A 13,954-nucleotide genomic window follows, 5' to 3' on the forward strand; every position below is an offset into this window, starting at 1 on the left:
GGCAAGCCCGTCTGCGCGAAGAAGGCGTGTTGTTATCCTATGACTGTCACTCCCTGGCAGCCGGGCGGGGAATATAGCTCACCAGCGACAGGTCCGGCCGTCCCTCTGGCGTCAAGGCTATATACGTGAATTCCAGCGTGTCGCCATTCGGTGCCAGCAGGCGCTTGCGGCCTTCCTCGAAACCCTTGACGTCGGTTTCCTGCCACCATGCGCGAAACTCCTCACTTTGTGCGGACAGCTCTTCGACCAGGCTGTCGAACGGCGCCGCCTGGTCCTGTCCCTGGGCCTGCGCGTGGGCGCGGTTGGCGCGAAACGCGCAGATCATGCCGCGCGCCATCTGTTCCCAGTCGAGGATGCGTGTACGGTAGGGCAGGTACAGGAACAGCAGGCGCAGGGTGTTGCGCTCGTGCGGCTGCAGCGAGCCGTAATCGATGAACAGGTCGGCGATGGCATCGTTCCAGGCCAGGATGTCGAGGCGGGTATTGCGCACATAGGCCGGGATCGGGTCCATGGCGCGCACCAGCAGGTCCAGGCCAGGGCTGATGGCGCCGCCGGTGCTGACAAAGGGCGCGTCTAGCGAACTCAGGGCAAACAGATGCGCCGCTTCGACCCGGTTCAGTTTGAATACCTTGGCGATGCGCTGCAAGGCTTCGGGCGAAGGCTGGATATCGCGCCCCTGTTCCAGCCAGGTGTACCAGCTGACGCTGACGCCGGCCAGCACCGCAACTTCCTCGCGGCGCAGGCCCGGCGTGCGGCGCGGACCTTCGGGCAGGCCGAATTGCCCGGGCTGCAGGCGCGCGCGCCGGCTGGACAGAAAGGCGCCAAACTCGTGGCGTTGTTCGGAGGAGGGCCGTGTTGCCATCGCTTGTTTCTTTCTTGTGTTGGAATGTTTGCCGCTATTGTCGGGTATTTTGATGCTGGCAGGATTTTTTGCCCGATCTTGTATAATCTGGCCTGGCCCAGCGGCGCCGCCCGGCGCACGGTTTATCGTCCCTTTCCGCCATACCGATGTAGTCATTGAACATCCATCTGTCACCGCCGCACCAGTCGCCATTTCCCTGTTTTAACTTTGGATAGTTCAATGATCAACACCGCGTTTCGGGCCGAATGGCTGCCGAATATACAAAAAAATTTCCTGGCCGGCCTGACCACTTCGTTTGCCCTGGTGCCCGAGTGCATCGCCTTTGCACTGGTGGCCCAGCTCAATCCGCTGATGGGCCTGTATGGCGCCTTTATTATCTGCGCCATGACGGCCGTGTTTGGTGGACGCCCCGGCATGATTTCGGGTGCGGCCGGCTCGATGGCGGTGGTGATCGTGGCGCTGGTGGCCCAGCATGGCGTGCAATACCTGCTGGCAACCGTGGTGCTGAGCGGCATCATCATGGCGCTGTTCGGCATTTTGCGCCTCGGCAAGCTGATCCGCATGGTGCCACATCCGGTGATGCTGGGCTTTGTCAACGGCCTGGCAATCGTGATCGCCATGGCGCAGCTGGAACATTTTCGCCAGAATACGCCGCAAGGCCATGGCTGGCTGCAAGGCACGCCACTGGCCATCATGTGTGCGCTGGTGGCGCTGACGATGGCCATCGTCTATCTGTTGCCGCGCCTGACGAAAGCCGTGCCGCCGGCGCTGGTGGCGATCCTTGGCGTGGGCGTGCTCTGCTACGCGCTGCAGCTGCCCACGCGCACCCTGGGCGACCTGGCGCATATCGCCGGCGGCTTGCCAACCCTGCATTTCCCGACAGTGCCTTTCGATGCCGAGACCTTGCGCATCATTTTCCCGTATGCGGCGCTGATGGCGATGGTGGGCCTGCTGGAAACCTTGCTGACGTTTAACCTGACCGACGAAATGACCGAAACGCGTGGCCAGCCGAATCGCGAATGCGTGGCGCTGGGCGCCTCGAACGTGGTGTCGGGCCTGTTCGGCGGCATGGGCGGCTGCGCCATGATCGGCCAGACCATGATCAACCTGAGCTCGGGCGGCCGTTCGCGCCTGTCGGGCCTGACCAGCGGCGTGATGATCCTGCTGTTCATCCTGTTCCTGTCGCCGCTGATCGAGCGCATTCCGCTGGCGGCGCTGGTGGGCGTGATGTTCGTGGTGGCGCAGGAAACCTTTGCCTGGGGTTCGCTGCGCGTGCTGGGCAAGGTGCCGAAACAGGATGCGCTGGTGATCGTCGCCGTGACCATTATTACGGTGTTGACCGACCTGGCGATGGCGGTGGTGTGCGGCATCATTATTGCAGCGCTGAACTTTGCGTGGCAACATGCGCGCGAAATGCGCGCCGAGATCGACGACAGCACGGCAGGCGAGCGTGTCTACGTACCGCATGGCACGCTGTTCTTTGCCTCGACCGCGCATTTCCAGGAATTGTTCCAGCCGGCCACCGACCCGGCGCGCGTGGTGCTCGATTGCAAGCATCTGCATATGGCCGACCATTCGGCGATTGCCGCGCTGGAAAGCCTGTATGAACGCTACGACCGGGCCGGCAAGCATCTGCAGGTGCGACATTTGTCCAAGCGCAATGAAGCATTGCTGGCGCGCGCCGGCGTCGATGTCGGCATGGCTTGACAGGAGGTGAAGATGTTATTGAAGGAACAGGAAGAACAATTGCAGCACAGCCTGGCGGCGTTCGATGTGTATTACGACGAGCTGGGCGGTGCGCTGGTGAGCTTTGTCGAGCGCCTGGGCATGCAGCCTGCGCATGAAGTGCTGACCAATGCGGCCGAGTACCTGCCGTATATCGATGCGGCCATGCGCACGATTGCGATCCGCGATGAAAGCTGGCAATGGGTCAAGACCATGCTCGGCTACTTTTTGGGCGAGTATTTCGTGCAGACCTACGCCGGTTGCTGGTACGTGGAAACGCGGCCGCAGTCGCCGCATTTCTGTCGCACCATGGTCGGCGGTTTTGAAACCGGCCTGCCGCTGGACGCCGCCATCGAGCCCGAGGCGCTGGCGCTGGCCTTCCTGGCCCAGCCTTTGCCGCGTGAACTGGCCAGGCTGGTGGCTAATACGGAAGCTGACCTCGCCTGATGGCCAGAATCAGTCACTCATGACCTTAATTTCCCAGCGTTCGTCATAATCGGCATTGTGCGCGCTGGTAAAACCTTGCGCATCGCTGCGCCCATCATCGACCTTTTGGCCGTCTTTATAAATGATGTAGTGGCGATTGGCAGCGGTCTCATCGTCATAGTAATTCAACTGCATGCGGTAGACGACTTTGCTTTCCTCTTTTGCCGGCTGCGCTGGCGTGGCGTTGGACGCGAGGGTCATCGGACGCAGCTGCAGTAGCGGCGTCGCCTGTTGTGGGCGCGACGCCAGCCAATGCAAAAAGATGGCATCTTCCTGCGCGGTCGGCTCGCTTGCGGCTGGCCAGATATACAGAAAGATTGCTGGCGTGCCGGGCGCCGTGGTGCTGGCCGGCAAATGCCACTCGTACACGCGCTTGCTTCCTGCCTGCGTGGTCATGTCAAGCAGGCTGGTTACGCCATTGAGTTCACCAGCGGCAAGCGATGCAGGCCGCCGCATCGGCTCGGATGCATCGACAAGTGCTGTGTCTTCCACTCCTCCCGCCAGTTCAACCAGCAGCGTGCGCTGGTTAAGAATTTCCGGATCGTTCAGCGAGAGCGAACGCAAATGGCGTGTGCGGAGGCTGAAGCGATATGGCGCTCCCTGTAACATGAATTCGCCTTCAGCGCGCGAGGCTTCGTGCCAGCCTGGCAACGGTATCAGCTTGATGCCGCCATACATGACGCAAAAGCCGTTCTGTCCCTGATGGGATGGTGGAAACGGCTGCGCGCTGCTGGTGACGGAAGCAAGAATTTCGCGGGTACGTAGTGCCGCAACGGCTTGCAAGTGTCGAACAGCCCTTTTCTTGTAGCGGAAAGTCGTCCCATCACGGTGGGCAAAGCCAGTGACCTGGACCACGTTGAGGTCAAAAGGCAGCGTCGCTTCCTCGTGCGAAATGATCAGCAGACCATTGTCATGAGCCAACTGTTCGACCGGCACCAGTAGTTGGCGTACACCCTCGTCGCTGGCGGGCGCCTGTGCGGCAAGCAGGCGCTGGCGGTAAGCGGCGGCGTCTTCGCGGTAGGTGTCGATGTCGCCCCAGTAAAACTGCGATGCCGCGTCAAGGAAATGCAGTGGTTCCTTTGCGAACACGGCCAGACGACCAATGCAATAATCATCGCCTGTGGGCGCAGCAAATGGTATTGCGGTCTGCAGGCGGGGCGTGCTGCTGCAGCCCGAAATCCATGCGGCAACCAGCAATAACAAGGACAGGTTCAGGCGCTTGGCAGGCAGGTACATGGAAACCCTTTCAAAAATTTTGAGTGTGAATGGTATCTGCCGTCGTATATTGCCCTGTGTCAATTCAAAGTGAACCACCCAGTATTGGCGATCAGAACTCTTCCCACTCGCGTTCGCTGCTGGTGGCTTTCGGCTTGCTGCGCTGTGCCGGCAAGCTCAAGGCCGGGGCCGGGGCTTTCTTGGCTGGGGCTGCCGGACGGCTGGCGCGCACTGGCGCCGCTGCGCTGGTATCAAGGCGAAACACGCTGACCACCTGCGCCAGTGCGCTGGCCTGTTCCTGCATCGCTTCGGCGGCGGCCGAGGCTTCCTCGACCAGCGCGGCATTTTGCTGGGTCACTTGGTCCATCTCGGAAATGGCCTGGTTGACCTGCTCGATGCCCGCGCTTTGCTCTTCGCTGGCGTTGCTGATTTCGCTCATGATCGAAGTGACGAAGCCGATGCTTTGCACGATTTCTTCCATCGTGCGGCCAGCCTTGTCGACCAGGCGCGTACCGGCGTCGACCTTCTGCACCGAGTCGTCGATCAGGCCCTTGATTTCCTTGGCCGCCGCGCTGGAGCGTTGCGCCAGGTTGCGCACTTCGGTGGCGACCACGGCAAAGCCGCGGCCTTGCTCGCCGGCGCGTGCCGCTTCCACGGCCGCGTTCAGGGCCAGGATATTGGTCTGGAAGGCAATCCCGTCGATCACGGAAATAATGTCGACGATTTTCTTCGACGAGGCATTGATGTCGCCCATGGTCGACACCACGTCGGCCACCACGGCGCCGCCGCGGCTGGCGATATCGGCCGCGTCGCCGGCCAGCTTGTTGGCCTGGCGTGCGTTATCGGTATTTTGCTTGACGGTCGAGGTCAGCTCTTCCATCGACGAGGCCGTTTCTTCCAGCGAACTGGCTTGCTGTTCCGTGCGCGAGGACAGGTCCATATTGCCAGCCGCAATTTCGGACGAGGCCGTGGCGATGGTGTCAGTGCCGCTGCGCACCTGGCCGACGATGGCCACCAGGCTGTCATTCATGGTTTTCAGGGCCTGCATCAGCTGGCCTGTTTCGTCACGGCTGGCCACCACGATGGTGCTGGTCAGGTCGCCGGCGGCCACGGTTTCGGCCACTTTCACGGCGGCCTGGATCGGCCCGGTGATCGAGCGCGAGATGCGCCAGGCAAACACGATACCCATCACGATGGCCAGCAACCCCAGTTCGATCAGCAGGGTGCGCGTGCTGGTGTAGCTGTCCATGATGTTGTCGGCAACGCCATCGGCGGCGTTGATCTGCATCTCGGAAAAGCGTTTCACTTCCGCCAGGTAGGCCGCCGTGATCGGCGTGACGTCCTTGTCGAAGATGCGCTTGGCGCCCTCGAAGTCGCCATCGGCTTTCAGCTGGAAGGCACGGCCGCGCACGGTGACATATTCCGTGCGGACCTTGCGCACCACCTGGAACTGTTCCTTGACGGCCGGGTTGCGCAGCGAGGCGGCGATCTGCTCCTGCAGCTGGCTGGAGCGCTCGGCCTGGACCTTCAGGTCTTGTTCCATCTTGGTGCGCGACACCGGGTCGCTCATCTCGAAGGTAGCCACGCCGCGCACGCTGTTGATTTCGATGATCTTGGCCCATTCGGCCACCATGCGCTGGTTCTTGATGCTGGTATGGATCAGGCGATAGGTCAGGTCGCTGGCCGTTTGCATGCGCACGATGGCGGTCACGGTCAGGGCGGTCAGCAGCAGCAATACAATAGCAAAGCCGACGCCCAAGCGCCCGCCGATATTCAGGTTTTTCATGGTGGTCCTAACAGTTCATTAATCTTGATCGCCGCCGCCAGCTTGTGGCGTCGGGCGCCGCAAGGCGCAGGGGATCGGGGTTTTCAGTGCGCAACATGTTGCTGCGACAAGCCACATCTTGCGTGGCGATGGAGGTGTAGCGAAAGGCGCATCGATCTGGCAGATCGTCACCCGACAAGCGACAAGTATAGCATTGATGCAAGGAAATAGTTTTTCAAAGCAATTTAAATGTGTTTTTGATACCGTCATGGTGTCGTTTATTTACCTCAAGTGGCGTGTCTATAAGTACTGTTACTCACATTTCATTCGCCTGACGCGACTGGTGCTGTTATCATAACCATGAGAATGATTCTCATTCATTGATAACAGGAGTCGTATGCAGTCGCGCAGCAAGCCAGTACCAACACGTATCACCATCGCCCTGCTGGGCGCGTTCACCATCGGCGCCTTGCCACAGACAGTATTTGGCCAGGAAAGCTTGCCGGCCGTCACGGTCACGGCCACCAAGGACAATGATGGCTCCTACTATGTCGCGCCCACTTCGGGCAGCGCCACCAAGACGGAAATGGCGCTGCGCGATGTGCCGCAGACCATCAATGTGGTGCCGGCCGCCGTTATCCGCGACCAGCACGCGCTGTCGATCCAGGACGTCATGAAAAATATCCCCGGCGTGGGACTGTCGACCGGCGACGGCCAGCGCGACCAGGTTTTTATCCGCGGCTTCACGGCCATCGGCGACCAGTTCGTCGATGGTTTTCGTGACGATGCGCTGTATTTCCGTGACCTGTCGAACGTCGAACGGCTGGAAGTGATCAAGGGGCCTGCCGCCGTGCTGTACGGCCGCGGTTCGTCGGGTGGGCTGGTCAACCGCATCACCAAAAAACCGGGCATCGATATCGCCGATGTGGCGCTCAGCGTGACCAATACGGCCGGGCGCCGTGGCGAAATCGACGTCGGCCGCGCTGGCGAGGAAGTGTCGTGGCGCCTGACGGGTGCGCGTGAATTGTCCGACAGCTACCGCGACCAGCAGTTGCTGAACCGCACGGCGCTGGCGCCATCGGTGGCGATCCGCCTGTCCGGCGATACCCGATTGCTGCTGCAGGGTGATTACCTGGAAGACCGCCGCCTGACCGATTTCGGCATTCCTTCGTACCAGGGCCGTCCGGTCAGCGTCGATGCCCGTACCTACTATGGCGCGGCCAATGCGCGCGATGCGGACTTCAGCCAGTCGCGCGTGGCGTCCACCTCGGCCACGCTGACGCACAAGTTCAGCGATACCTTGTCGCTGCGCAATGCCTTCCGCTACTACGACTATCACCTGGACCGCAACAACACGAATATCTCGGGCAATGTGAACGAGGTGCGCGCCACCATGAACCTGGGACATGCCAAGCTCAACCGTGATGAGAATGGCTGGTTCAACCAGACCGAGCTGACGCAAAAGCTGTTCACGGGCAATGTCCGCCATGAAGTGCTGTATGGCGCCGAGTTCGGCACCCAGGGCAAGGACGCCAGCAGCTGGGCCACCACCGTGGTGGCGACCAATGTGGCCATCTTCAATCCCGTGCTGCCGCGCGTCGACCGTACCAGACTGGGCGTGCGCAGCGACACCTTCGGCACCTACGACACGGCCGCAGGCTATGTGCAGGATGCGATCACCTTCAGCGAGCAATGGAAGGCGCTGGCCGGCTTGCGCTACGACAGCTACCAGCAGCAGTCGCGCCTGGTCAATGCGGCGGGGGCCACCACGGCAAACCTGTCGCGTACCGACTCTGCCTGGAGTCCGCGTGCCGGCCTGGTGTGGCAGCCGGGCGCCACGCAGTCCTACTACGCCTCGTGGAGCCGTTCCTTCCAGCCCAGCGGCGAGAACTTTGCGCTGGCCGCCAACAATGCCGACCTGGCGCCGGAAGCCACGCGCAATACCGAAGTGGGCGCCAAATATGACCTGATGGGTGGACGCGCCAATGCCACGGTGTCGCTGTTCCGCCTGGAGCGCGACAATATCAAGACCAGCGACCCCATCACCAATCGTATCGTGCCGGTCGGCACCCAGCGTACCGACGGCCTGGAACTGACTTTCAACGCCGACCTGCATGGCGGCTGGAAAATGACGGCCGGCTATGCGTATCTGGACGCCACCATCACCGATTCGATCGCGCTCGACCGCAGCGTCAATCTGCCTGGCAGCACCACCGCCAGTTCGGTCGCCGTCAAGGGCAAGCGCGCCACATTGACGTCGCGCAATACGGCCAATCTGTGGCTGACCAAGAAACTGGGCCATGGCTTTACGGTCGGCGGCGGTGCCAATGCCGTCGGCAGCCGTTATGCCAATCCGGGCAACACGGTGCTGCTGCCCGGCTACGTGACGGCCGACGCCATGGCTGCTTACCGTACCGGCAAGTACGAGGTGCAACTGAACGTCAACAATCTCGGCGATACGCGCTATATCGTGTCCGGCCATGGCAGCAGCCCGAACCTCAGCTTGCCCGGTGCGCCACGCAATGTGGCGCTCACCTTGCGCTACAGCCTGTAGTTGTTCATGGGATACTGGCGTTTTGAACGCCAGTCACTGCCATGGATTCCACCGACCTTGCCATTTTCGCCGCCGTGGCGCACGGCGGCAGCATCACGCGCGCCGCCGCCCGACTGGGCACCGTGCCATCGAACGTGACCCAGCGCATCCAGCGCCTGGAGCAGCAACTGGGCGTGCCGCTGTTTTACCGCCATGGCCGCGGCATGACCCTGAGTGGCGCCGGTGAGCGCTTGCTGCCGTATGCCGCGACCGTCGCGCAGGCGCTGGCCGAAGCCGGCAAGGCCATGCAGGCCGGCGCCGAGCCATCCGGGCCGCTGCTGATTGGCGCGATGGAAACCACCGCCGCGCTGCGCCTGCCCGACATGCTGGTGCGCTACGCCATGGATTTCCCCGAGGTCGACCTGACGCTGCGTACCGGCACCTCGCAGCAGATGCGCGATTGCGTGCTGGAGCGCTCACTCGACGCGGCGCTGGTAGCCTCCACCGTGATCGACCTGGCGGCCCAGCCCGAGTTGCTGGCCGAATCGGTCGGCGTGGAAGAGCTGGTGCTGGTCACGGCGCCGTGGGTCAGCGTGTTCGGCCCGGCCAGCATCTGGTCCGGCCTGCAGGAAACCAAGCTGATCGTGTTTCGCGACGGCTGCTCTTACCGCGGCCTGCTCGAATCGGTGATGCGCCGCCGTGGCACGGCGCGCCTGCGCATGATGGAACTCGGTTCGCTCGACGCCATCCTCGGCTGCGTGCGCGCCGGCATCGGCGTCAGCCTGTTGCCGCGCGCGCTGGTCGAACCACTGCTGGCCGATGCTGGGCTGGCCATGCATGTGCTGCCCGATGGCGCCGGCCAAGTCGAAACCTGGTGCGTGCGCCGGCGCGACGGTTTTGTGTCGGCCGCGCTGGCGGCTTTCCTGCAGCGCGTGCGCCAGCAGTTCGAGCATTCGGTATTGGTGACGCCAGCGTTGCCGCTGGCAGAAAGCCCGCTGGCATAGTCCAATGCGCGCAGGCCCCTCACGAAAGAAAGCCATGACGCACACTACGCCAGACCAACGCATCACCACCTTGCTGGGAGTGGCGCTGCCTGTCATCCAAGCGCCGATGGTGGCCGTCGCAATGCATGAGATCGTCATCGTCGTGGCGCAGGCCGGCGGCCTCGGTTCGCTCGCTTGCGCCGGGCTCGATGCGCAGCAGATACGCGCTGAAATGCAGGCGATACGCGCCGCGACCGACCGCCCCGTCAACCTGAATTTCTTCTGTCATCAGCAGCCCGCAGTCGATGCCGCCCGCGAAGCAGCCTGGCGCGCGCGCTTGCAGCCATATTACGTGGAACTGGGCATTGATCCGGCGTTGCCGATACCGACTTCCGTGCGCCACCCGTTTGGCGAGGAAATGTGCGCGCTGGTGGAAGAGTTGCGCCCCGGCGTGGTCAGCTTCCACTTCGGCCTGCCGGCGCCCGGGCTGCTGGCGAGGGTCAAGGCCAGCGGCGCGGTGATTTTATCGTCGGCCACCACCGTGGCCGAGGCCATCTGGCTGGAGCAGCACGGCTGCGACGCCATCATCGCCCAGGGCTGGGAAGCGGGCGGCCACCGTGGCATGTTTTTGACAGACGATATCGATGCGCAAGTCGGTACCTTTGCTTTGGTGCCGCAAATCGTCGACGCCGTGACGCTGCCGGTGATCGCCGCCGGCGCGATTGCCGACGCGCGTGGCGTGCGCGCGGCGCTGGCGCTGGGGGCCGCTGGCGTGCAGGCCGGTACGGCCTATTTGCCGTGTCCGGAAGCGCGTACGTCGGCGGTGCACCGCGCCGCGCTGGCGCAGGCGCGTGACGACCAGACGCGGCTGACCAATGTCTACACGGGACGGGCCGCGCGGGGCCTGGCGACCCGGCTGGTGACGGAAGTGGGGCCGATGGCAGCGCTGGCGCCCGCCTTTCCGCTGGCCGGCGGTGCCTCGCTGCTGCTCAAGCAAAAAGCCGAGGCGCAGGGCAGCGGCGACTTCAGCCTGCTGTGGTCGGGGCAGGCGGCGCGCCTGGCCTCCGGCCTGCCAGCCGGTGAGCTGACGCAGCAACTCGCGGCAGCAGCCGGATATATTGCATAAAAGAAACTATACTTTAGTACGAGAAAACATTGTCTACTAGCAAACTTGACCTCGCAATGCAGCCTCATCGTTGATTGAGGCGTAAAATACTGTCATATGGCAAAAGTATGTTGCTTATATCTTATCGATATGACACTGCCATCACGTAGTGACTTTTATTTTACTCACCTCATAGAGGCCTGATATGGTTCAGATGTCAAGGCGCCAGTTCCTCAGGGTAACTGGCGCGACCATTGCCGGCTCCAGCCTCGCCATGCTCGGTTTTGCACCGGGCCAGGCGCTGGCGGAAGTGCGGCAATACAAACTGTCCCGGACCACCGAGACACGCAATACCTGCCCTTACTGTTCGGTAGGGTGCGGCGTGCTGCTGTACGGTCTGGGCGATGGCGCGAAAAACGCCGTCTCCAGCATTATTCACGTGGAAGGCGATGCCGATCACCCCGTCAATCGCGGCACCTTGTGCCCGAAAGGCGCCAGCCTGATCGACTTCATCCACAGCCCGAATCGCTTGAAAGTGCCCGAGTACCGTGCACCGGGTGGCACCGAATGGCAACCGATCTCCTGGGATGTGGCGCTCGACAAGATCGCGCGCCTGATGAAGGATGACCGCGACGCCAATCTGATCGAAAAGAATGCCGACGGCAAGACCGTCAACCGCTGGCTTTCGACCGGCATGCTGGCCGCGTCCGCCGGCAGCAACGAAGTAGGGTATCTGACTCACAAGACAGTGCGCAGCATGGGTATGCTGACCTTTGATAATCAGGCGCGTGTATGACACGGACCGACGGTGGCAGGTCTTGCCCCGACGTTTGGCCGTGGCGCGATGACGAATCATTGGGTCGATATCAAGAATGCCGATGTGATCCTGGTCATGGGCGGCAATGCAGCAGAAGCACATCCTTGCGGATTCAAATGGGTAACCGAAGCGAAGGCACATAACAAGGCCAAGCTGATCGTTGTCGATCCGCGTTTTACCCGTACCGCATCCGTGGCAGATTACTACTGCGCCACGCGTACCGGCACGGACATCGTCTTCCTCGGCGCGATCATCAATTATCTGCTGACGAACGACAAGATCCAGCATGAGTACGTGCGCAACTACACGGACATGCCTTTCATCGTGCGCGAAGACTATGCCTTTGAAGATGGCCTGTATTCGGGGTTCGACAAGGAAAAAGGCAAGTACACCGACAAGAGCACCTGGGATTACGAAATCGGCGAAGACGGTTATGCCAAGGTCGATCCGACCCTGGAACACCCGCGCTGCGTCTACCAGATGATGAAGAAGCACTACGCGCGCTACACGACCGAGATGGTCGAACGTACGTGCGGCGTGTCGGCCGACAAGTTCCATAAAGTGGCAGAGGCGCTGGCGTCGACCGCCGTGCCTGGTCGCGCCGGTACCATCCTGTACGCACTGGGCTGGACCCACCATTCGACCGGTGCACAAACCATCCGTACCGGCGCCATGGTGCAGCTGTTGCTGGGTAATATGGGCATCGCCGGCGGCGGCATGAACGCCTTGCGCGGCCACTCGAACATCCAGGGCCTGACCGATCTGGGCCTGATGTCGAACCTGTTGCCGGGCTACATGACCCTGCCGAACGAGGGCGAACAGGACTTCGACGGTTATATCGCCGCGCGCGCCACCAAGCCGCTGCGCCCTAACCAGCTCAGCTACTGGAGCAACTACCGCAAGTTCCACGTCAGCTTCATGAAGACGTGGTGGGGTGATTTCGCCACGGCCGAGAACAACTACGCCTACGACTATCTGCCCAAGCTGGACAAGCCGTATGACCTGATGCAGGCCATCGAGAACATGCATCAAGGCAAGATGACCGGCTATATCTGCCAGGGCTTCAATGTGCTGGCGTCCGCGCCGAACAAGCAGAAGGTCACCGAAGCGCTGTCGAAGCTCAAGTTCCTGGTCGTGATGGATCCGCTGGCGGTGGAAACCGGCGAATTCTGGCGCTCGCACGGCGAGTTCCACGAAGTCGATTCGAGCAAGATCATGACCGAGGTATTCCGCTTGCCGACCAGCTGCTTCGCCGAAGAACGCGGCTCGCTGGTCAGTTCCTCGCGCGTGCTGCAATGGCATTGGCAGGCAGCCGAACCGCCGGGCCAGGCGCGCAGCGACCTGGAGATCATGTCGGGATTGTTCCTGCGCATGCGCACACTGTACCAGAAAGAGGGCGGCAAGTTCCCTGACCCTATCGTCAACCTGACGTGGAATTATGCGCAGCCGCATAACCCGCAGCCGGAAGAGATCGCGCGCGAATTCAATGGCAAGGCGCTGGTCGACCTGTACGATCCGAAGGATGCGACCAAGTTGCTGGTGAAAAAGGGTGAGCAGCTGGCCTCGTTTGCGCAACTGCGCGACGACGGCAGCACCACCAGCGGTTGCTGGATTTTCGCCGGCAGCTGGACGCAGGCGGGCAACCAGATGGGACGGCGCGACAACAGCGACCCGACCGGCATCGGCCAGACCTTGGGCTGGGCCTGGGCCTGGCCGGCGAATCGCCGCGTGCTGTACAACCGTGCCTCGTGCGATCTGAAGGGCAAGGCGTTCGATCCGACCCGCAAGTTGATCGAGTGGAACGGCACCAACTGGAGCGGGGCCGATATTCCCGACTTCAAGGTTGACGAACCGCCGGAAAACGGCATGGGTCCGTTCATCATGCTGGGCGAGGGCGTGGCGCGATTCTTTGCGCGCGGCGCGATGGCCGAAGGGCCGTTCCCCGAACATTACGAGCCGTTTGAAAATCCGCTCGGCTACAACCCGATGCATCCGAAAAACCCGCAAGCGACCAGCAATCCGGCCGCGCGCGTGTTCGCCGATGACCGGAAAATGTTCGGCACGCATGAGGAGTATCCGCATGTGGCCACCAGCTACCGCCTGACCGAGCACTTCCATTACTGGACCAAGCATGCGCGCCTGAATGCCATCATCCAGCCCGAGCAATTCGTTGAAATCGGCGAAGAGCTGGCGAAAAGCATCGGCGTGGTGGCCGGCGGCCGGGTAAGGGTCAGTTCCAAGCGTGGCCATATCATCGCCAAGGCTGTCGTCACCAAGCGCATCAAGGCATTGACGATCGAAGGCAAGCCGGTACACACCGTGGGCCTGCCGCTGCACTGGGGCTTCGCCGGGGTGGCCAAGCCGGGCTATTTGATCAATGCCCTGACACCGGGCGTGGGGGATGCGAATTCGCAAACGCCGGAATTCAAGTCCTTCCTGGTGAAGGTGGAAAAAGCATGATGG

General features: G+C 62.0%; 9 protein-coding genes. 6 read left to right on the forward strand and 3 right to left on the reverse strand.

The window, feature by feature from the left end; genetic code table 11:
* Positions 1 to 46: 46 nt before the first annotated feature.
* On the reverse strand, positions 47 to 862 hold the full coding sequence (locus tag AC0Z42_RS08085; protein WP_485467706.1) for a helix-turn-helix transcriptional regulator: 816 nt from the start codon (positions 860 to 862) through the stop codon (positions 47 to 49).
* A 219-nt stretch (positions 863 to 1,081) separates the two neighbouring features.
* On the opposite strand from AC0Z42_RS08085, the gene AC0Z42_RS08090 reads away from it, so the two are divergent.
* Together AC0Z42_RS08090 and AC0Z42_RS08095 are read left to right on the forward strand one after the other, a co-directional pair.
* Complete coding sequence (locus AC0Z42_RS08090) at positions 1,082 to 2,569, forward strand: SulP family inorganic anion transporter (RefSeq protein ID WP_485467707.1); 1,488 nt, start codon at positions 1,082 to 1,084, stop codon at positions 2,567 to 2,569.
* 12 nt (positions 2,570 to 2,581) lie between these two features.
* Positions 2,582 to 3,034, forward strand: a complete 453-nt coding sequence (locus AC0Z42_RS08095) for a hypothetical protein (protein ID WP_485467708.1) — start codon at positions 2,582 to 2,584, stop codon at positions 3,032 to 3,034.
* Positions 3,035 to 3,043: 9 nt separating this feature from the next.
* Here AC0Z42_RS08095 and AC0Z42_RS08100 read toward each other — a convergent pair whose 3' ends face one another.
* Complete coding sequence (locus AC0Z42_RS08100; RefSeq protein ID WP_485467709.1) at positions 3,044 to 4,309, reverse strand: hypothetical protein; 1,266 nt, start codon at positions 4,307 to 4,309, stop codon at positions 3,044 to 3,046.
* 91 nt (positions 4,310 to 4,400) lie between these two features.
* Entirely contained in the window at positions 4,401 to 6,074 is a 1,674-nt protein-coding gene (locus tag AC0Z42_RS08105; protein WP_485467710.1) for a methyl-accepting chemotaxis protein, read from the reverse strand.
* 376 nt (positions 6,075 to 6,450) lie between these two features.
* Here AC0Z42_RS08105 and AC0Z42_RS08110 point away from each other — a divergent pair, with 376 nt between their 5' ends.
* The 4 genes from AC0Z42_RS08110 (at position 6,451) to fdnG (ending at position 13,951) form a co-directional block, all read left to right on the forward strand.
* Positions 6,451 to 8,607, forward strand: a complete 2,157-nt coding sequence (locus AC0Z42_RS08110; RefSeq protein WP_485467711.1) for a TonB-dependent receptor — start codon at positions 6,451 to 6,453, stop codon at positions 8,605 to 8,607.
* Between the two features lie 41 nt (positions 8,608 to 8,648).
* Positions 8,649 to 9,590, forward strand: a complete 942-nt coding sequence (locus AC0Z42_RS08115) for a LysR family transcriptional regulator (protein ID WP_485467712.1) — start codon at positions 8,649 to 8,651, stop codon at positions 9,588 to 9,590.
* A gap of 34 nt (positions 9,591 to 9,624) precedes the next feature.
* Entirely contained in the window at positions 9,625 to 10,695 is a 1,071-nt protein-coding gene (locus tag AC0Z42_RS08120; RefSeq protein WP_485467713.1) for an NAD(P)H-dependent flavin oxidoreductase, read from the forward strand.
* A gap of 184 nt (positions 10,696 to 10,879) precedes the next feature.
* The gene (fdnG, locus tag AC0Z42_RS08125; RefSeq protein ID WP_485467714.1) at positions 10,880 to 13,951 is read left to right on the forward strand and encodes a formate dehydrogenase-N subunit alpha; all 3,072 of its coding nucleotides are present in this window, start codon (positions 10,880 to 10,882) and stop codon (positions 13,949 to 13,951) included.
* Positions 13,952 to 13,954 lie beyond the last annotated feature (3 nt).

The organism is Janthinobacterium sp. 1L-D-8-B-C4 (assembly GCF_057291295.1).

What these genes read in the sequence shown, in the direction of transcription:
- AC0Z42_RS08085 (WP_485467706.1), bottom strand. Translation starts at nt 862, where the DNA reads ATGGCAACACGGCCCTCCTCCGAACAACGCCACGAGTTTGGCGCCTTT.
- AC0Z42_RS08090 (WP_485467707.1), top strand. Translation starts at nt 1,082, where the DNA reads ATGATCAACACCGCGTTTCGGGCCGAATGGCTGCCGAATATACAAAAA.
- AC0Z42_RS08095 (WP_485467708.1), top strand. Translation starts at nt 2,582, where the DNA reads ATGTTATTGAAGGAACAGGAAGAACAATTGCAGCACAGCCTGGCGGCG.
- AC0Z42_RS08100 (WP_485467709.1), bottom strand. Translation starts at nt 4,309, where the DNA reads ATGTACCTGCCTGCCAAGCGCCTGAACCTGTCCTTGTTATTGCTGGTT.
- AC0Z42_RS08105 (WP_485467710.1), bottom strand. Translation starts at nt 6,074, where the DNA reads ATGAAAAACCTGAATATCGGCGGGCGCTTGGGCGTCGGCTTTGCTATT.
- AC0Z42_RS08110 (WP_485467711.1), top strand. Translation starts at nt 6,451, where the DNA reads ATGCAGTCGCGCAGCAAGCCAGTACCAACACGTATCACCATCGCCCTG.
- AC0Z42_RS08115 (WP_485467712.1), top strand. Translation starts at nt 8,649, where the DNA reads ATGGATTCCACCGACCTTGCCATTTTCGCCGCCGTGGCGCACGGCGGC.
- AC0Z42_RS08120 (WP_485467713.1), top strand. Translation starts at nt 9,625, where the DNA reads ATGACGCACACTACGCCAGACCAACGCATCACCACCTTGCTGGGAGTG.